Source organism: Vibrio lentus (assembly GCF_030409755.1).
Classification (GTDB): domain Bacteria; phylum Pseudomonadota; class Gammaproteobacteria; order Enterobacterales; family Vibrionaceae; genus Vibrio; species Vibrio lentus.
The window spans coordinates 3,123,539-3,142,917 of record NZ_JAUFQE010000002.1; the positions used below are offsets into that span (position 1 = coordinate 3,123,539).

Annotated in this window: 19 protein-coding genes; 16 read left to right on the forward strand and 3 right to left on the reverse strand. The window is 44.3% G+C overall.

The window, feature by feature from the left end; translation table 11 throughout:
• Nucleotides 1-4: 4 nt before the first annotated feature.
• The 7 genes from rmuC to tatC all read left to right on the forward strand — a co-directional run bounded on the left by rmuC (nucleotide 5) and on the right by tatC (nucleotide 6,325).
• Entirely contained in the window at nucleotides 5-1,537 is a 1,533-nt protein-coding gene (gene rmuC / locus QWZ07_RS22615; protein WP_017103438.1) for a DNA recombination protein RmuC, read from the forward strand.
• 65 nt (nucleotides 1,538-1,602) lie between these two features.
• A complete protein-coding gene (gene ubiE, locus QWZ07_RS22620) occupies nucleotides 1,603-2,382 on the forward strand; it encodes a bifunctional demethylmenaquinone methyltransferase/2-methoxy-6-polyprenyl-1,4-benzoquinol methylase UbiE (RefSeq protein WP_029222994.1) in 780 nt (259 codons plus the stop codon).
• Between the two features lie 98 nt (nucleotides 2,383-2,480).
• The gene (locus tag QWZ07_RS22625) at nucleotides 2,481-3,086 is read left to right on the forward strand and encodes a ubiquinone biosynthesis accessory factor UbiJ (protein ID WP_017099242.1); all 606 of its coding nucleotides are present in this window, start codon (nucleotides 2,481-2,483) and stop codon (nucleotides 3,084-3,086) included.
• Nucleotides 3,083-4,717 (forward strand): ubiquinone biosynthesis regulatory protein kinase UbiB, encoded by a 1,635-nt coding sequence (ubiB, locus tag QWZ07_RS22630; protein WP_009848053.1) that lies wholly within the window; start codon nucleotides 3,083-3,085, stop codon nucleotides 4,715-4,717. The genes QWZ07_RS22625 and ubiB overlap by 4 nt, the downstream gene beginning before the upstream one ends.
• 54 nt (nucleotides 4,718-4,771) lie before the next feature.
• The gene (gene tatA, locus QWZ07_RS22635) at nucleotides 4,772-5,026 is read left to right on the forward strand and encodes a Sec-independent protein translocase subunit TatA (protein WP_004735565.1); all 255 of its coding nucleotides are present in this window, start codon (nucleotides 4,772-4,774) and stop codon (nucleotides 5,024-5,026) included.
• 3 nt (nucleotides 5,027-5,029) lie between these two features.
• Complete coding sequence (gene tatB, locus QWZ07_RS22640; RefSeq protein WP_048612432.1) at nucleotides 5,030-5,437, forward strand: Sec-independent protein translocase protein TatB; 408 nt, start codon at nucleotides 5,030-5,032, stop codon at nucleotides 5,435-5,437.
• A gap of 132 nt (nucleotides 5,438-5,569) precedes the next feature.
• Nucleotides 5,570-6,325 carry a twin-arginine translocase subunit TatC gene (tatC, locus tag QWZ07_RS22645; protein ID WP_017109229.1) on the forward strand — a complete coding sequence of 252 codons (756 nt, stop codon included), beginning with the start codon at nucleotides 5,570-5,572 and terminating at the stop codon, nucleotides 6,323-6,325.
• A 315-nt stretch (nucleotides 6,326-6,640) separates the two neighbouring features.
• Here the strand turns inward: tatC and QWZ07_RS22650 are convergent, their stop codons facing one another.
• Nucleotides 6,641-7,402: a TatD family hydrolase gene (locus tag QWZ07_RS22650; RefSeq protein ID WP_192853246.1), complete on the reverse strand. Its 762-nt coding sequence runs from the start codon at nucleotides 7,400-7,402 to the stop codon at nucleotides 6,641-6,643.
• A 208-nt stretch (nucleotides 7,403-7,610) separates the two neighbouring features.
• On the opposite strand from QWZ07_RS22650, the gene hemB reads away from it, so the two are divergent.
• The 4 genes from hemB (at nucleotide 7,611) to spfP (ending at nucleotide 12,900) form a co-directional block, all read left to right on the forward strand.
• Nucleotides 7,611-8,654, forward strand: a complete 1,044-nt coding sequence (hemB, locus tag QWZ07_RS22655; protein WP_102294596.1) for a porphobilinogen synthase — start codon at nucleotides 7,611-7,613, stop codon at nucleotides 8,652-8,654.
• A 78-nt stretch (nucleotides 8,655-8,732) separates the two neighbouring features.
• On the forward strand, nucleotides 8,733-9,167 hold the full coding sequence (locus tag QWZ07_RS22660; RefSeq protein WP_192853247.1) for a GNAT family N-acetyltransferase: 435 nt from the start codon (nucleotides 8,733-8,735) through the stop codon (nucleotides 9,165-9,167).
• 678 nt (nucleotides 9,168-9,845) lie between these two features.
• Nucleotides 9,846-12,659, forward strand: coding sequence for a DNA polymerase I (gene polA / locus QWZ07_RS22665; RefSeq protein ID WP_192853248.1), 2,814 nt, complete (start codon nucleotides 9,846-9,848; stop codon nucleotides 12,657-12,659).
• A gap of 193 nt (nucleotides 12,660-12,852) precedes the next feature.
• Entirely contained in the window at nucleotides 12,853-12,900 is a 48-nt protein-coding gene (gene spfP / locus QWZ07_RS26550; protein WP_438356636.1) for a small protein SpfP, read from the forward strand.
• A gap of 265 nt (nucleotides 12,901-13,165) precedes the next feature.
• Here the strand turns inward: spfP and QWZ07_RS22670 are convergent, their stop codons facing one another.
• Complete coding sequence (locus tag QWZ07_RS22670; RefSeq protein WP_099167178.1) at nucleotides 13,166-13,771, reverse strand: GTP-binding protein; 606 nt, start codon at nucleotides 13,769-13,771, stop codon at nucleotides 13,166-13,168.
• Between the two features lie 229 nt (nucleotides 13,772-14,000).
• On the reverse strand, nucleotides 14,001-14,660 hold the full coding sequence (gene yihA, locus QWZ07_RS22675; RefSeq protein ID WP_065106051.1) for a ribosome biogenesis GTP-binding protein YihA/YsxC: 660 nt from the start codon (nucleotides 14,658-14,660) through the stop codon (nucleotides 14,001-14,003).
• A gap of 148 nt (nucleotides 14,661-14,808) precedes the next feature.
• Between yihA and QWZ07_RS22680 the strand changes: the two genes are divergently transcribed.
• From QWZ07_RS22680 to hemN, 5 genes are all read left to right on the forward strand, one after another.
• Entirely contained in the window at nucleotides 14,809-15,426 is a 618-nt protein-coding gene (locus QWZ07_RS22680; protein WP_065113320.1) for a c-type cytochrome, read from the forward strand.
• A 557-nt stretch (nucleotides 15,427-15,983) separates the two neighbouring features.
• Nucleotides 15,984-16,622 carry a class I SAM-dependent methyltransferase gene (locus QWZ07_RS22685; RefSeq protein ID WP_017107910.1) on the forward strand — a complete coding sequence of 213 codons (639 nt, stop codon included), beginning with the start codon at nucleotides 15,984-15,986 and terminating at the stop codon, nucleotides 16,620-16,622.
• A complete protein-coding gene (gene yihI, locus QWZ07_RS22690) occupies nucleotides 16,622-17,182 on the forward strand; it encodes a Der GTPase-activating protein YihI (protein WP_102541736.1) in 561 nt (186 codons plus the stop codon). Before QWZ07_RS22685 ends, yihI begins: the two co-directional genes overlap by 1 nt.
• A 6-nt stretch (nucleotides 17,183-17,188) precedes the next feature.
• Nucleotides 17,189-17,677, forward strand: a complete 489-nt coding sequence (locus tag QWZ07_RS22695) for a DUF2489 domain-containing protein (protein WP_004735578.1) — start codon at nucleotides 17,189-17,191, stop codon at nucleotides 17,675-17,677.
• 298 nt (nucleotides 17,678-17,975) lie between these two features.
• Nucleotides 17,976-19,367, forward strand: coding sequence for an oxygen-independent coproporphyrinogen III oxidase (gene hemN / locus QWZ07_RS22700; protein WP_192853249.1), 1,392 nt, complete (start codon nucleotides 17,976-17,978; stop codon nucleotides 19,365-19,367).
• Nucleotides 19,368-19,379: the final 12 nt, after the last annotated feature.

Sequence of the window (19,379 nt, forward strand, 5' to 3'; positions counted from 1 at the left end):
TATCATGCAATGGATTATCGAACATCAGGCAACGCTTATTGCTGCTATTTCCGGCGCGCTCGTCAGCGGCGGTGTGGTGGGCTGGTGGATCAAACAGAAGTTCTCTTTTCAGCAGCGACTTCTTGAACAGCAACTAGAGTCCGACCGTTTGCTGCATGAGTCACAACAATCTCAGCTCAAATCTTCACTCGCAGAGGCACAACAAGAGCTCAATGAGCTGGATGATGATCGAGATAAAGCGGCATTTGAACTTAAGCAGGCACATGGCAAGGTGATGGCTGCGATGGAGAAGCTGCGCTATTTTGAAGCCGTGAAGCAAGAGCGTCAGCAGTATGCCGACGATATTAATGTTCTTAAGGAGCATAAGTCTGAGTTGGAGGCTGAGCTTCGCGAGCAAGAAGCTCGGCACGACCAAGAAAACCTCGCCAACAGTGAAAAACTGCAATTGTTAGAGCAGGCAGAGTCCCGATTGAAGCAGCAGTTCGAACTGTTAGCGAATCAACTGTTTGAGAGCAAAACCGCTAAGGTCGATCAACAAAACAAGCAAAGCTTAGAGGGTTTGTTGTCTCCATTGAGAGAGCAGTTAGAAGGCTTTAAGAAGCAGGTTAATGATAGCTTCAGTCAAGAAGCCAAAGAGCGTCACACCTTAGTTCATGAGCTTAAAAACCTGCAGCGTCTCAATGAGAGCATGACGCGTGAAGCGGTTAACCTGACTCAGGCGTTAAAGGGTGATAATAAGCAACAAGGTAACTGGGGCGAAGTGGTACTGGCTCGTGTGTTGGCGGATTCAGGCTTAAGAGAAGGCCATGAATATCAAACTCAGGTGAACCTGCAAAACGATGCCGGAAAGCGTTACCAACCGGATGTGATTGTGCATTTGCCACAAGACAAGCAAGTGGTGGTGGATTCGAAAATGGCGTTGGTGGCATTTGAGCGCTACTTCAACGCTGAGACCGATCAACAACGCGACGCAGCACTGCGTGATCATTTGGCTTCACTGCGAGCGCACATTAAAGGCTTGAGTCAGAAGGATTATCATCAACTCAAAGGCATACAGAGCCTTGATTATGTATTGATGTTTATTCCGGTAGAACCTGCGTTTCAAGTTGCGATTCAAGCTGACCCTAGCTTGGTCAAAGACGCGATGGAACAAAACATTATCTTAGTCAGCCCTACGACCTTGCTGGTGGCACTGCGTACCATTGATAACCTGTGGCGCAACGAAAGACAGAACCAGAATGCACAAATCATTGCAGAGCGGGCGAGCAAACTTTACGACAAGCTGCGCTTGTTTGTGGATGATATGGAAGGTCTTGGCAGTTCACTTGATAGAGCCAACCAAAGCTATCAAGGTGCCATGAATAAGCTGGTGACTGGTCGTGGTAACGTGATTCGTCAGGCCGAAAGCTTTAAGCAATTGGGTGTTGAGGTGAAGAAACCTATCTCAGTTGGCTTGGCGGAAATCGCTCAAAATGAGGCTTTTTCAGAAAATGCCTCCTTAGTAGAAAGACAACCCGCTGAGGATAAAGTAAACTAATCGGCCGCAGCGCCTCTAAATAGAGAGTGCACTGTCGATGAGAACTTACCATGGTAGATAACAGCATTATGGACACAAGCGTGCAGACAAATTCAGCAGTAGAGTCAGAAACCACACACTTTGGTTTCGAAACAGTCGCGAAAGACCAAAAAGTCGCGAAAGTAGCAGAGGTATTTCACTCTGTAGCCGCTAAATACGACATCATGAATGACTTAATGTCGGGTGGTGTTCACCGCTTGTGGAAGCGATTTACGATTGATTGCAGTGGCGTTCGCCCGGGTCAACGTATCCTAGACCTTGGTGGTGGTACTGGCGACCTTACTGCGAAATTCTCGCGCATCGTTGGTGAAAAAGGCCACGTGGTTCTTGCTGATATCAACAACTCAATGCTGAATGTTGGCCGCGATAAACTGCGTGATAGCGGCATTGTTGGCAACGTACACTACGTTCAAGCCAATGCTGAAGAGCTGCCATTCCCAGACAACTACTTTGATTGCATTACCATCAGCTTCTGTCTGCGTAACGTAACAGATAAAGACCAAGCGCTGCGTTCAATGTACCGCGTGCTTAAGCCAGGTGGCCGTCTGTTGGTTCTTGAGTTTTCTAAGCCAGTGCTTGAGCCATTGTCAAAGGTTTACGATGCATACTCTTTCCACCTATTGCCAAAAATGGGTGAGCTAATTGCTAACGATGCAGACAGCTATCGTTACCTTGCAGAATCAATCCGCATGCACCCTAACCAAGAAACCTTGGAAGGCATGATGCAAGAAGCGGGTTTTGAAAATACTAAATACTTCAACCTAACGGGCGGCATTGTTGCGCTGCACCGCGGTTACAAGTTCTAGTCGAACTTGGTAGCAGGCTCGTTGAGTGTGCTAAAAAATAAGAATAAAGATAGAACGGATAGGTTAACGCTTATCCGTTTTCAAAGGTAAGGACAGTCATGCCATTTGATCCATTGGTTACCGCGGTTATTGAAACCTCTTTAAATACTTTCGTGAACGATGATCCAGCTTTGGTTCGTCGTTTGTCTCGTTTAAAGGGGCAGATCATTCAAGTTAATTTGAAAGAGCTGAATAAAACTCTCACTTTCGTTTTTAGCCAACAAATCGATGTGTTGTCTGACTACGAAGGACAACCTGATTGCTACCTATCTTTGAACCTATCGGTACTGCCAGAACTGCGTGAGCAATCGAACATCACCAAACTGATCAAGCAAGATAAGCTAATCTTAGAGGGTGATATTCAACTGGCTCAGAAATTTGCTCAGCTAATGACAGACTGCAAGCCTGACTTGGAAGAGTGGCTATCGCGAGTGACGGGCGATGTGGTTGCTCATACCTTGGTACAAGGCGTTAAGAATGTTGGCGGTCTTGTAGCTAAGCAAGCGACTAAGCATCAAAACCATCTTGCTCAGGTATTAACTGAAGAGTGGAAGATTGCACCAGCGCCATTAGAAGTGGCACATTTTTGCGATCAGGTTGATGACGTGAAAAGCTCAGCTGCACGTCTTGAAGCTAAATTGAACGCTCTGTTGGAGAAAGCATGACCCCAACAGAACTGAAACGTCTTTATCATATTATCAAGGTACAGTTGGAATACGGCCTTGATGAATTGATGCCTGAGCACCAGTTGACTAAAGCCCCTTTACTGGCGAGAAAGTCACTGTTTTGGCTCAAGAATAAGCATCAAGATAAAGAATTAGGCCACCGCTTGCGTTTAGCGTTGCAAGAGTTAGGGCCTGTTTGGATTAAGTTTGGTCAGATGATGTCAACGCGTCGCGACCTATTTCCTCCTCATATCGCTGATCAGCTAGCACTATTGCAAGACCAAGTGGCACCATTTGATGGTCAATTGGCTAAACGAGATATGGAAAAAGCCCTCGGTGGTAGCCTAGATAACTGGTTTACCGATTTTGATATCGAGCCACTGGCTTCAGCTTCTATCGCTCAGGTGCATACTGCGAAGCTTAAAGAGAGCGGTCGTGAGATTGTTCTGAAGGTAATTCGCCCTGATATTCGCCCGGTGATTGATGCAGATCTAAAACTGATGCACCGAATGGCGCGTATAGTCGCTAAGTCGCTTCCTGAAGCACGTCGTTTGAAACCTGTTGAGGTGGTTCACGAGTACGAAAAAACGTTACTGGATGAACTAGACCTGCGCCGCGAGGCAGCGAATGCGATTCAACTGCGACGTAATTTTGAAGGCAGCGAAGAGCTGTATGTTCCAGAGGTTATCCCTGATTTAAGCAGTGAAACCTTGATGGTGTCAGAGCGAATCTATGGTATTCAAGTTTCAGATATTGAAACCCTGAACGCCAATGGCACGAACATGAAATTGCTGGCTGAACGTGGTGTGACGGTATTCTTCACCCAAGTGTTCCGCGACAGTTTTTTCCATGCAGACATGCACCCAGGTAACGTATTCGTTAACCCTGAAAATCCAGATAACCCGCAGTGGATTGGCTTGGATTGTGGCATTGTTGGCACGCTCAACAGCGAAGATAAGCGTTATTTAGCCGAAAACCTACTGGCTTTCTTTAACCGAGATTATCGTAAGGTCGCAGAGCTTCACGTGGATTCTGGTTGGGTGCCACACGACACCAACGTCAACGATTTCGAATTCGCGATTCGTATGGTGTGTGAGCCGATTTTTGCAAAACCACTTGGCGAGATCTCATTTGGCCATGTGTTGCTAAACTTATTTAATACAGCAAGACGTTTCAACATGGAGGTTCAACCTCAGTTGGTGCTTCTTCAGAAGACCTTGTTGTATGTGGAAGGCCTAGGCCGCCAGTTGTATCCGCAACTTGATTTGTGGGCAACGGCTAAGCCTTTCCTTGAAACCTGGATGATGAATCAGGTGGGGCCACAAGCTGTGATTAACGCAGTAAAAGAGCGAGCGCCATTCTGGGCAGAAAAACTGCCAGAACTGCCAGAGCTACTTTATGACAGCTTGCGTCAAGGTAAAGCCATGAACCACAGAATGGATCAGCTTTATCAAGGCTATAGAGATAGTAAGCGTCAGCAAGCAACTGGAAAGTTTTTGTTTGGCGTTGGAGCAACTTTAGTCGTATGCTCCGCAATATTAGTTTCAAGCCCTTATGAGCAGCTATCTATGGGCTGTGGCATCGCAGGTGTCACATTTTGGCTGCTAAGTTGGCGAGCTTACCGTCGTTAGACAGTAAACTTCCTTAATATTTTTTATGTGTAGACAGACCCGAGGACAATGACAATGGGTGGTATCAGTATTTGGCAACTTCTAATCATTGCTGTAATTGTAATTTTGCTATTCGGAACGAAGAAGCTGCGCGGCATGGGCGGTGACTTAGGTTCAGCGGTTAAAGGCTTCAAAAAAGCAATGAGCGATGAAGATAAGCCTGCAGATAAGAAAGATGCAGACTTTGAACCAAAGAATATTGAACAGCAGAAGAAAGAAGCTAGCGCTGAAACAACTGCTGAAACAAAGAAAGACAAAGAGCAGGCGTAAATCGTGTTTGATATCGGTTTTTGGGAACTGGTATTAATATCTGTCGTTGGGTTAGTGGTTTTAGGGCCTGAGCGTTTGCCCGTTGCAATTCGTAGTATCTCCAAGTTTGTTGGGCAAGCGAAAAGCATGGCAAATAGTGTGAAAGATGAACTTTCTCATGAGCTTAAGGTTCAAGAACTGCAAGAAAACCTACGCAAGGCGGAAAAAATGGGTATGGAAGATTTATCTCCAGACCTAAAAGCGTCAGTCGATGAACTCAAGCAGGCCGCTGCTGAAGTTCAACGTCCGTATGCTAAGCCTGAGTCTGATAAGCCAAGTGAGACTAAACCTAGTGTCACGGAAACTGTTGAATCTGAAACCATTCAGGTCAACAGCGAAGCTTCAGCACCGTCAGATAAGAAAGCCGAATAGTCTCGCAAGGAGGAGTCGCCGGATACTTGAGTCGCTAGATGTTTAAGTCGATAGCTATTCAAGTAGATATCTATTCAAGTGGATAGATAGGTGTGCGGCTCCTTTTCGATCTTCCTGTTTAAGAGGTTTGACATGTCTTCGACTGAGCAGACACAGCCTTTAATTAGCCATCTTCTAGAACTTCGTAATCGCTTATTACGTGCGATTGTTGCGGTTCTGGTGGTGTTTGTTGGGCTAATTTATTTCGCTAATGATATTTATGAGTTCGTCTCTGCACCTTTGGTAGATCGCTTACCTGAAGGCGCGACGATGATTGCAACCGATGTTGCGTCGCCATTTTTCACACCTTTAAAACTGACCTTGATCGCGTCTATATTTCTCGCGGTTCCGTTCATTTTGTATCAGGTGTGGGCTTTTGTCGCTCCGGGTTTATACAAGCATGAGAAGCGCTTGATCATGCCATTATTGGCTTCAAGCTCATTGCTGTTTTACTGTGGTGTGGCGTTCGCTTACTTCATTGTATTCCCGTTGGTATTTGGCTTTTTTACCGCCATCTCATTGGGGGGAGTAGAGTTCGCAACCGACATATCGAGTTACCTTGATTTTGTACTCGCGCTGTTCTTTGCCTTTGGTATTGCTTTTGAAGTGCCAGTCGCGATTATCTTGCTATGTTGGACGGGTGCAACGACACCTAAAGAACTGGCAGAGAAGCGTCCTTACATTGTTGTGGGTGCGTTTATTGTCGGCATGATGCTAACGCCGCCCGATATGATCTCGCAGACACTGTTGGCGATTCCGATGTGTATTCTGTTTGAGATTGGCCTATTCTTCGCGCGTTTCTATGTGCGTAAACCAGATGCCGATGAAGAGGAAGAAACTGAATCTTAACTCGCAAAGTGCTGTAAGAGCATAAGCAGTAGAGTCCTTCAGCAAAAATCACATAATAAAAAAGCGGCCTTGGGCCGCTTTTTTATTATGTCTGTTTATCGAATCTTTAACTGATAGCCACAGTTCTGACATATATAGAGCTCTTTAATCCCTAATATTTTATGCCATAGAGTTCGATGTTGACGCTGTAAGTGCTGTGAATGGTCACACATAATCAACTACCTCCATATGCAGGTGGTTGATAGTATACACATCACTTTGTTTTAACAAATAAATAGGCTATAAATTCATAAAATCAAGTTATTAATAGTTTTATCATAAATTAAACAATGACTTAGCATTGATGGTGGTTATATTTTCGACTTCTTCAAGGGTGATTCCGCGCAGTTCAGCGATACGTTTTGCGACCAATTCTGTGTAGGCTGGCTCATTGCGTTTACCGCGATTTGGCGCAGGTGCTAAATATGGGCAGTCTGTTTCTAGGATGACGTAATTCATATCCAGATGTGGAATTACCTTATCCATACCTGAGTTCTTGAAGGTCGACACGCCACCTAAACCTAAATGAAAGCCTAGCTCGTTGATCGCTTGAGCTTCCTCTAAGCTGCTGCCAAAACAATGGAACACACCACGTAAGTTGCCATCTTGTTCTTGGCGAAGCAGGGCAAGTGTCTCTTCAATAGAATCACGCGTGTGGATCACGACAGGTAGGTCTAGATCTTTTGCCCACTGCAGTTGAGTTACAAACGCCATCTCTTGTTCGGCCTTAAAGGTTTTGTCCCAGTACAGGTCGATACCGATTTCACCCACGGCGATAAAGTCATGCTTATCAAACCAAGCTCGAATGGTTTTCAGGGTCTGCTCGATATTTGCATCCACATAACAAGGGTGTAAGCCCATCATTGAACGACACACCTCAGGGAATTGTGCTTCCGTCGCTAACATGGGTTCGATAGATTCTAAATCGATGTTAGGTAATAGAATGGTATCAATACCTTGAGCCAGTGCACGCTGCACCACTTGTTCACGGTCTTCGTCGAATTCACTCGCGTAAATATGGGCATGGGTGTCGATCATTATTTTGTCCTGAAAGCGGTTTGTACTGAGTTGTCATGAGTATACGGCAGTGTGAGGAGAAGGTCATTTTTTGCCATTTATCCCTTTTTTTGAATGGGTTTTTCGCTTTACTGCTAGCGTCCTGAGCCATCAGTGATATGCTTTTGCCAGTATTTAGCACTTTTCATATCTAAGCATTTTGGTGTTTAGACTAGGCAAGGAGAATCTAGTGTCTGTTTCAATTCAAGGTCAATTCCCAGGTCGCCGTATGCGTCGTATGCGTAAACATGACTTTAGCCGTCGCTTAATGGCAGAAAATCAGTTGTCTGTAGATGACCTAATCTACCCAATGTTTATCTTGATGGGTAAAGAGCGCCGTGAGCCTGTAGAGTCAATGCCAGGTGTTGAGCGTCTGTCTATCGACCTTATGCTTGAGGAAGCGGATTACCTGTCAAAATTGGGTGTTCCTGCGATTGCTCTGTTTCCGGTAGTGAACCAAGATGCGAAAAGCTTATGTGCCGCTGAAGCTCATAACTCGGAAGGTTTGGTGCAGCGTGCAGTACGCTTACTCAAAGAACACGTGCCAAATATGGGCGTTATTACTGATGTAGCACTCGACCCGTTCACCACTCATGGTCAAGACGGCATCATCGATGAAGATGGCTATGTGATGAATGACGAGACGACTGAAGTCTTGATCAAGCAGGCTCTGTCTCATGCTGAAGCGGGTGCTGATGTGGTTGCACCGTCGGATATGATGGATGGCCGTATTGGTAAGATCCGTGAAGCCCTAGAAGAAGCTGGCTACATTCATACCCAAATCATGGCCTACTCTGCGAAATATGCATCGTGCTACTACGGTCCGTTCCGTGATGCGGTCGGCAGTGCTTCGAACCTGAAAGGTGGTAACAAGAAGAACTACCAGATGGATCCTGCGAACAGCGATGAAGCAATTCACGAAGTGGCAATGGATCTCAATGAAGGTGCGGATATGGTGATGGTTAAGCCAGGCATGCCTTACCTAGACATCGTGCGCCGTGTTAAGCATGAGCTACAAGCGCCGACTTTTGCTTACCAAGTATCTGGCGAGTATGCGATGCATAAAGCTGCGATCCTGAATGGCTGGCTGAAAGAGCGCGAAACCGTAATGGAATCACTGTTGTGCTTTAAGCGTGCTGGTGCTGATGGCATCCTGACGTACTTCGCGAAAGATGTCGCAGAGTGGCTTGCTGAAGATAACGCACAAGCTGCTGAGCACCTGCAAGGCAAGTAAGTACGGTTAAGCAAACCATATGATCACTAAAGGGTTGGCCGTTGTGCCAGCCCTTTTGTTTTATGAGGATGAAACAAGATGTCTGTCATTGTGCGTGAAGGCTCATTAGAAGAGGTGGTTTCTGTTGTTGAACAGATAACCGAGTTTGCCAAAAAAGAGACTGTAGCGTCTTTATCGGAGCGATTAGCGGGTAAAACAAGCCTGATCCTCGTTGCTGAAGAAGCGGGTGTGTTACTGGGTTTTAAGATCGGTTATGAATTGGATGAAAACACTTTTTATAGCTGGTTTGGTGGTGTTTCATCATTGGCAAGAAACAAGGGTGTGGCGCAAGCGCAACTTGATGTTCAAGAACAGTGGGTGAAGCAGCAGGGCTATCAACAACTGAAAGTGAAATCTCGTAACCAGTTTCCAGCCATGCTGCGTTTGTTATTGAGAAACGGTTACCTAATCGAAAAATTAGAAGAAAAAGAAGACATTAATACCAATAGAATTCATTTTTTGAAGCAAATTTGAGCACTGTAATTAAAGGATTAGAAATTAAATGAGATTTATTATCATTTAAGTGTTGACTATTAAATGAGAATCATTATTATTAACTTCGTCTTAGGGAATGAGGAAATGTTCACAAGGATGTTAAGTACTCAAGTATCTACTTGGTTACCCAACAGAATTCTCGCGAACTTGTACTAAGTTCTTTTTGACACGACATTGCTCACATTGCTTCCAGTGTAATTTATAGCTTTTAGGTAAAGCTGTGATATTCAATTTGAATAGCTTTACCGGTTTTTGCTAGGCGACATCTTCGGGTGTCGCTTTTTTTATATCTCAATTTCAACAAGATGCATATTTAGTGGCACGTATTTTTATGAATAAAACGCCATCAGCATTCTTTTCCACAATCCAAGATCTAAAAAAGATCGTTTATCATATGTTCGATCTGTAAAATAATTCTTTATTTTCATGTATTTATATCTGTTTTTCGCTTGTCTTAGTTGAGTTCTCAACAGGGTGGGTAAATAATATAAACAGAGTTATCCACAGATGGGCCTTGTCGCAGAACAAAAAATAACAATAAATTGATTACAACGAACACAATCGAGTCAACGGATAAGGATCGACAACGTAGAATCCAATTAGCAGACGTGGCATCCTTAACAGATTATTTCTGTACTTACTGGATACACAAACATTATGGCTCGTATTCCTGATAATCCATTGATTTTGATCGATGGCTCTTCTTACCTATATCGCGCGTTCCATGCTTACCCTGGCACCATGAGTAATGGTGATATCCCAACCAATGCTGTTTATGGCGTGGTTAACATGCTGCGCAGCATGATGCGTCAATTTGCTTCTGATCGTATTGCGGTTATTTTTGATGCGAAAGGGAAAACGTTCCGTGATGATATGTACCCAGAGTACAAAGCAAACCGTCCACCGATGCCTGATGATCTTCGTTGTCAGATCGAGCCGCTGCACAACGTAATTCGTGCAATGGGTCTACCGCTTATCTCTATCCCTGGGGTTGAAGCCGATGACGTGATTGGTACGCTGGCTTCTCAAGCTTCCGCGATGGGTATGCCAGTTCTTATCAGTACTGGCGATAAAGATATGGCCCAACTGGTTGATGAGAACGTTACTTTGATCAATACCATGACTAATGTTGTGATGGATCGTGAAGGCGTTATCGAGAAGTTTGGTATCCCACCAGAGTTGATCATCGATTACCTTGCTCTAATGGGCGATAAAGTCGATAACATCCCAGGTGTTCCGGGTGTGGGTGATAAGACAGCTACGGCATTACTGCAGGGTATTGGTAGCATCGAAAAGCTGTATCAAAACCTTGATGATATTGCGGCGCTTGGTTTCCGTGGTTCGAAGACGATGGCTAAGAAGCTGGCTGATAATAAAGCCAATGCTGACATGTCTTATGAGCTTGCGACGATTAAACTCGATGTTGAATTAGAAGACACGCCAGAGTCTCTCGTTAAAGCACAACCAAATACTGATGAGTTGATTAAGCTATACGGCCAATTGGTCTTCAAATCTTGGCTAAACGAGCTACTTGAAGGTGGTAGCGGTGTGGTTGAGGCGGATGAGAAATCTGCCGCAGCGGGAGCTGGCTCGGTACGCAGCAGCACAGCATCAACCACTTCTACCGTAGAGATGAATACCTCTGCAGTGACGATTGATCGCAGTAACTACGAAACGATTCTAGATGAAGCGTCATTCAATGTATGGCTAGAGAAGCTCAAAGCCGCAGACGTGTTTGCCTTTGATACCGAGACTGACAGCCTAGATTACATGGTTGCGAACCTCGTTGGCCTGTCATTTGCGACTGAAGAAGGTGTTGCCGCTTACGTACCTGTTGCTCACGACTACCTAGACGCACCACAACAGCTGGATCGCGATTGGGTGCTTGAACAGCTGAAACCGATTCTTGAAGATGACGCACAAGCGAAAGTGGGTCAAAACCTAAAATACGATATGAGTGTGCTAGCGCGCTACGGTATCGAGATGAAGGGTATTAAGTTCGATACCATGTTGGCGTCATACGTTTTTAATAGCGTAGGTGGCAAGCATGACATGGACAGCCTAGCGCTGCGTTTCCTACAACATAGCTGCATCTCATTTGAGCAAATTGCAGGTAAAGGTAAGAAGCAACTGACTTTCAACCAGATTGAGCTGGGTGAGGCTTCTCCATATGCTGCGGAAGATGCTGACGTGACTTTACGTCTTCATAACCGCCTGATGGAAAACATCGAGAAAGATGAAAAGTTAAAATCGATCTATGAAGAGATCGAAGTACCGCTAATTCCTGTGATGTCTCGTATTGAGCGCACCGGTGTATTCATCGACGACATGTTGTTGGGCGCTCAATCGCAAGAGATTGCGGTTCGTCTTGATGAGCTAGAACAGAAAGCTTACGAGATTGCAGAGCAAGAGTTCAACATGAACTCGCCAAAACAGCTGCAAGCGATCTTGTTCGAAAAGATGGGTCTGCCTGTTATTAAGAAAACGCCTTCTGGTGCCGCTTCGACTAACGAAGAAGTGTTGCAAGAGTTAGCGTTAGACTATCCATTGCCTAAACTGATCATTGAGTATCGTGGCCTGGCGAAACTGAAGTCAACGTACACCGATAAACTGCCGAAGATGATCAACGCTGAAACGGGTCGTGTTCATACGTCTTATCATCAAGCCGTGACTGCGACGGGCCGTTTGTCTTCGACCGATCCAAACCTACAGAACATCCCAATTCGTAATGAAGAAGGTCGTCGGATCCGCCAAGCATTCGTTGCACAACATGGTTGGAAGATCCTAGCGGTCGATTACTCTCAAATTGAATTGCGTATCATGGCGCACCTATCGGGTGATAAAGCGTTACTGGAAGCATTCCAACAAGGCAAAGATATCCACGCGGCAACCGCTGCTGAGATTATTGGTGTTGATATTGAGAGTGTGACCACTGAACAACGTCGTCGTGCTAAGGCTGTTAACTTTGGTCTTATCTATGGCATGAGTGCCTTTGGTTTGGCTAAGCAGTTGGGCATTCCTCGTGGTGAAGCGCAGCACTACATGGACACTTACTTCGAACGCTACCCAGGCGTAATGCAGTACATGGAAGACACTCGCAGCGCTGCTTCAGAGCAAGGCTTCGTTGAAACCATTTACGGTCGTCGTTTGCATCTTCCTGAAATCCAATCTCGTAATGGCATGCGTCGTAAAGCGGCTGAGCGTGCGGCGATCAATGCGCCAATGCAAGGCACTGCGGCAGACATCATCAAGAAAGCGATGTTGTTAGTGGATGAGTGGATTCAAGCCGAAGGCGATGGTCGTGTGAAGCTATTGATGCAAGTACACGATGAATTGGTATTTGAAGTTCAAGAGTCAGCTTTAGCCGAAATTGAAAGTAAAGTACAAGAATTGATGGAGTCAGCAGCAGATCTTGAAGTACCGTTAGTCGCGGAAGCAGGCCACGGTGACAACTGGGATCAAGCCCACTAATCAGTTTTCGACCTTATTGAGTAAATTAGTATGAGCCAGTGCACAAACACTGGCTTTTTTTTGTCTCAAATAAAGTCGAGTTGTAGAAAGAGCTTAGGTGTTTTAATAAAACATTCATGAAAAAAAACTACAAAAATTGTTTTCATTTCTGAGCAATTGTTGTACATTAAATCTCGTAGGGTACAGAGGTAAGATGTTCTATCTTTCAGACCTTTTGTTTCACGTTATTGGATTAGGCTGATTCAGCCGCCCCAGCCAGCATTTGGCTGGGGCGTTTTTTCTTGTGCGAAAGAAAAATATTTCCAACCTATAATTTCCTCGTTAATCGGCTTCTTTTTAGTATCTTTCTTATTCTTCTCGAAACTTTCTCTCTATCACTTTATTTGTCTTCAATCTGGAATTTGATCAGCAATTGGTAATTTAAATCCGTCTCTAAGTGGATTGTTTTATTCTTGAAAATAACTTTTATTTTACAAGTAACTCATAATGCATTGATCAATTACGTCCTATTTATCAGTGTATTGAGTAGGTGAATGCTCAATGTAATCCATGATTTCTTGTTGTTTTTCGGTACTGAATTTAAGTGCTTCGGCTGTGATCTGTATTGAGTGCGCCATGGAAGAGATGTTATGGGTCGCTTTCACCAAGGTTTGCTGCATGGGTTTGAGGATAAGTAGGTAGATAGCCGTTAACGCGATAATAATGACCGCGATCACCGCCGCCAACGCAATAATGATTTTAGTTTGGATATCATCTAGCAGTAGTTGACTGGTTTTCTTAAAGGCGAGTCGAGAATTGTCTAAGGCTTGCGGCAGTTGGTTGAGGGATGTTTTGGTTGAACTGGCGAGCTTATTAATGCTCTCAACGGTTTGGTTCAAGGCTTGCTGCTGGTCATCGCTGAGGTTGGGGTTGTTGACGATGGCTTGCAACGATTGTGATATCACCTCGAGAGATTCGCTTGCCTCCTGAGCATACTTCTCCATGCCGTCGAGATCTAAGGTCATATCAACATTGACTAGAGCAGCCTCGGTCTTGGGCTTTTCCGCTTCAGATGCTACACCGGAAAATGAGATCAATATAAGTGCGATGGTCGCCAAGGTTTTTTTCCACATGAGTATTCCTTTCTCACTGTTCTGTTTGTCAAAGGTTGTCTTTTAGTATGGTTCACTTCTCTCTCTTCTAACTGATTAATATTGTCTTTAACTCTCAAGATCTAGGTTTAACTCACTCATTTGTGGGTAAAAAATACCCCACCTATAAAAGGCAGGGTATTGATAAGGCTAAATCACTGGTTGTCAGTGCTTTAACCTCTAATTATAGATAATGCTCTATATAGAGGAACTACTCTGAGTCGTTGTGCTCTTCGTCAGCTAATTCATCAAGGATTTGATCGGCAAATACCGGAGCAAACCACTCATCCATCTTGGCACGTAGCTGGTCAACGCCGATGCCCTTCATTGAAGAGAAGACATCAACCGCAACATCACCACCGAAAGATTTCGCATCGTTACGGATTTTCAGTAGTTGTGCTTTACGCGCGCCACTTTTCAGTTTGTCTGCTTTTGTTAACAAAACCTGTACTGGGATGCGGCTATCGATAGCCCAGTAGATCATTTGTTGGTCAAGGTCCTTCATTGGGTGACGGATATCCATCAATACCACTAAACCTTTTAGGCTTTCGCGTCGTTGTAGGTATTCACCTAGCGACTTCTGCCATTTTTTCTTCATCTCAAGCGGTACTTGAGCGAAGCCATATCCAGGCAAATCGACAATATGACAGCCGTCGGTAACCTTAAATAGGTTAATTAGCTGAGTTCGACCTGGGGTTTTACTGGTTTTCGCCAAGCTTTTTTGGTTTGTAACGCGGTTTAGTGCGCTAGATTTACCAGCATTGGAGCGTCCTGCAAACGCAATTTCGATCCCTTCGTCTTCTGGTAAGTGACGAATATCAGGTGCACTGGTAATGAAATGCGTGTTTTGATAATGAATTTTTACGCTCACTGTTAACTCCATCTCGACTTTGTGTAGTCGATTGATTACTTTTTTGTGAATTTGTGTAAAATAACCGTGCTCGGCATAAGGTCGCCTATTGTACCATGAGTGGCAACATAGAGTGGTACTGGAAGCTTGATAATTATAATGGAATGTCATGAAGAAATTAGCGCTAATTTTGAGTCTTTTAGCCAGCTGCTCAGTATGGGCTCAAGGTAGTATTGAAGCTGGTAAAGCCAAATCACAAACATGTGTTGCCTGCCACGGTGCTGACGGCAACAGTCTGATCACGCAGTACCCTAAACTGGCTGGTCAACATGAGAAGTATCTAGAGAAGCAGTTAAAAGAGCTTAAGCTAGGTATGACGAGTGGTGGTAAGCAAGGTCGTAATGAACCTGTAATGGGTGCAATGGCGATGTCTTTATCTGAAGAAGATATGGCTGACCTAGCGGCATACTACGCATCTCTACCTATCTCGAACAACTCTACACCTGAAAATGTTGTAGATGAAGGTAAGGTTCTTTACACCGCTGGTAACGCAGAACGTGGCGTAACGGCGTGTATTGCTTGTCACGGTCCACGTGGTAACGGTACCGAGCTTTCTGGTTTCCCTAAGATTTCAGGCCAACACGCAGATTACATCAAGGCTCAACTTGAGAAATTCCGCGATGGTAGCCGTAATAACGACATGAATGCGATGATGCGTGATGTAGCTAAAAAGTTAACAGACGCAGATATTGATACCTTATCGAAGTACGTTGGTGGTTTACACTAATATGTCGGTTTCTTGTTCTTAGCCAGAACAAAGAAATGTACGTTCGAGCAAAATTGAAGAGACGCCCCAATCAGCAATGGTTGGGGCGTTTTCTTTTGTATTGATTTTATTTATGCGTTTTCAGCTCATGTCTAATTTATCAATGTGTGATCGATTTGTGTACGAAAGTGTGAAGTCGCACTCTTGTAGTCTTTTTGTAACACGGTAAAGTAACCGCCATCAGCTAGGAGCTGACTTAGATATGGATGATCATCTAGTCTAACGGTATAGACAGAAACGGATCAGGCTAGGACAGCCCAGCAACAAGGTGTTAGAAAAGGATAGCCAAAACTCATCAGGACGATGAACAACAAATAAATTTGGCATGGAAAGCACCAATAACAAATGGAGATTTGTGTACCAAGTTGAGTATACAAATTTTGGCCGATATAGGCAGATTTAGAGAGCGATAGGTTTTCCTATCGCTTTTTTTATTGATTTGATGAAAAAACACCCAATACCCCTCCACTATAAACTCAGTTTCTGGTATGTTTCGCATCCCTGTTTAAGGATGTGCTATGTATACTTGTCCCTTATGCCATCACCAAGGCGTGAATCACTATTTTGAAGACAAACGTAGAGCGTATCTACAATGTCAGCAATGTGAACTGGTATTTGTTAAACCTGAACAAAGGTTAGAAGCAAAAGAAGAAAAAGCACACTATGATCTCCATGAGAACGATCCTAGTGATGCGGGCTACCGCCGCTTTTTATCTCGCATCGCGGATCCCTTAACAGACAAAATTTCATCTAACTCACAAGGGTTGGATTTTGGTTGTGGCCCAGGCCCTACGCTATCTATTATGTTAGAAGAAGCCGGACACACCATGGAGTTGTACGATATTTATTACCATCCAGAGACTTCTGTGTTGGAGAAAACGTATGACTTTATGACTGCTACCGAGGTGATAGAGCACCTTTATCACCCAGACAAAGTGTGGCAGCAATGGTTGAATTTAGTTAAACCCAAGGGCTGGATTGGTCTCATGACTAAGCTAGTAATAGACGTAGATGCGTTTGCTGGTTGGCACTATAAGAATGACCCGACACATGTCGTCTTCTTTAGTCGTCAAACATTCCAGTTTTTGGCCGAGCGGGATAAGCTCGAACTAGAATTTTTTGGAAGTGATGTAATTTTACTGAGGAAAGTGCAGTAATGGGTCGTAGTAAGAAATCAAGAAAGCCGGGAGCACTTGGCGCTCCTGAACCTATGGTAACAAGAAACCGTAGTGAATCTGATGTTGAAGGTCGTGAACGCAAGCGTGTTAAAAAGCGCAAAGGTCTTAAATCTGGCAGCCGTCACTCAGATGGTAGTGAAGCGAGACAGCGTAAAGCTGCGCAAGATCGTGACCCTCGTTTAGGCAGCAAGAAAAAAATTCCGCTGATTGTTGAGCCAACTAAGAAGCCGACGAAACAAGAGCGTAAGCTATCTAACGAACAAGAGTTAGAGATGCTTGAGAATGATGCTCAACTGAACACATTGTTAGATCGTATCGAAAATGGTGAAAACCTAGGTGCTGGTCTACAGAAGTTCGTTGATGAGAAACTTGATCGTATTGAACACCTAATGGGCCGTCTAGGTCTGCTAGAGCCAGAAGACGATGAAGAAGAGATCTTCGAAGAAGCACCTGTTGTCGCTAAGAAGAAGAAAGCAAGCTCTGACGAAGACTTGTTGTCTCAATTCGAAGATATCGATTTAGACAGCTTTAAAGGTTAAGACGAAATGAATGTAACCTTATTAGCAATTGCTGGTGGAATTATCATTCTCGGCTTGGGCTCTTATGCAGGTTACCTTCTACTTCAAGTGAAGAAGCAGACGGAGTTGCAAAAGCAGCATCAAGCACTTGCCATTGAAAAACGTAACGCAACGATTTACGACAACGTAAATACCTTGTGTTTAGCGGGCATTCAAGGCCAGTGTGATTTACCTGAGATCAGTATCCGAGTGTGTATCATTATGGATAATGTTCAAGGTGATGAGCGTGTCGATTTTGATTCTGAATATCCTGCTCTTTCTGAGTTGTACCATATCGTTAAAGATATGGCGCGCGGAGACGGAAGGCAGGAACTGACCAAGAAAGAACGCATGCAGCAGAATCTCACACGCCATAAGGCAGAGACTCGCTTGAATGATGCGGTTATCGAAGATTTGAAAAGGTTGCAGGAGAAGGTTAAGCCTCTCAACAATCAAATCAATATTCAGATGATCTAGTCACTGAGACTTTTAATATAGAGGCTTGTTTAATACAGGGTGTTCTTAAGACACGCTGTTCTTAATGCACCTTATCTTTATAGATAGTGTTAAATGAGCCTTCTTACCTTTTGCACCTTTTTATTTCGGTGCATTGTTAGTGATCAAGCTAGCAGTTCTGAGTTTTTATCTGAAAAAAAGATTTTGTCTTGAAACGTCCTTACAAGTCGTGTGGCAAAATAACCCGTCTATATTTTAATGTATGTAAAATGATTTGAGAGACCTTAGGTTCTCGCGGATCTAAATTGGAATTACCGCTATGTCGAGCAAGCCAGTAACAACGAATCAGCAAATCGTTTGGGATCAAGAAATCTTAAACAAGTATAACTATTCGGGACCTCGTTACACTTCATACCCAACCGCGTTGGAGTTTCATGAAGCGTTTACCGTCGCTGATTACGACATGGCGTGTACTCAGTACCCAGAGCGTCCTCTCTCTCTTTACGTACATATCCCGTTCTGTCACAAGCTTTGTTACTACTGTGGTTGTAACAAGGTCATTACTCGTCACTCGCATAAAGCCGATGAGTACTTGGATGTGATCGAACATGAGATTCGTCAGCGTGCTTCTTTACTGAATGGCCGCGAAGTGACTCAACTTCACTTCGGTGGTGGTACGCCAACATTCTTAACTAAAGCTCAAATTACCCGTTTGATGCTGATCCTACGTGATGAGTTTAACTTTACGGCTGATGCTGAAATCAGTATCGAAGTTGACCCACGTGAAATCGAATTAGATGTCCTTGATCACCTGCGTAGCGAAGGCTTTAACCGCCTGAGTATTGGTGTCCAAGACTTCAACAAAGAAGTGCAAAAGCTGGTTAACCGTGAGCAAGATGAAGAGTTCATCATCGCGATGGTTCAGCGTGCCAAAGAGCTGGGTTTCCGTTCAACCAACCTAGACTTGATCTACGGCCTACCAAAGCAGACTCAAGCGTTGTTCGCGGAAACATTGAAGCAAGTACTTGAGATGAAACCGGGTCGTTTATCGGTATTTAACTACGCACACATGCCGCAACTGTTTGCTGCGCAGCGTAAGATTAAAGATGAAGACCTGCCTGAGCCGAAAGAGAAGATGGCTATCCTACAAGATACCATTGAGACTTTAACGGGCGCGGGCTACCAGTTCATTGGTATGGATCACTTTGCTTTACCTGAAGACGAGCTAGCAGTTGCACAACGTGAAGGTATTCTGCATCGTAACTTCCAAGGCTACACGACCCAAGGTGAAGCTGACCTAATTGGTTTCGGTGTTTCTGCTATCTCAATGGTCGGTGATGCTTATGCACAAAACCAGAAAGAGCTGAAGAAGTACTACGCACAAGTTAACGACCTGCGTCATGCACTTTGGAAAGGCGTTGCTCTAGACAGTGACGACCTTCTACGTCGTGAAGTGATCAAACAGCTGATTTGTAACTTCAAGCTTGATAAAACGATGATTGAATCTGAGTTCTCGGTTAACTTTAATCGTTACTTCAAAGAAGACCTAGGGCTGCTGAAAACCTTCATCAACGATGAGTTGGTTGAAGTTGACGATAAAGAAATCCGCGTGACTCTACGTGGTCGCTTGTTGATTCGTAATATCTGTATGTGTTTCGATAAATACCTACGTGCGAAAGCTCGCCAACAGCAGTTCTCTCGCGTTATCTAATCGCTCGATTGA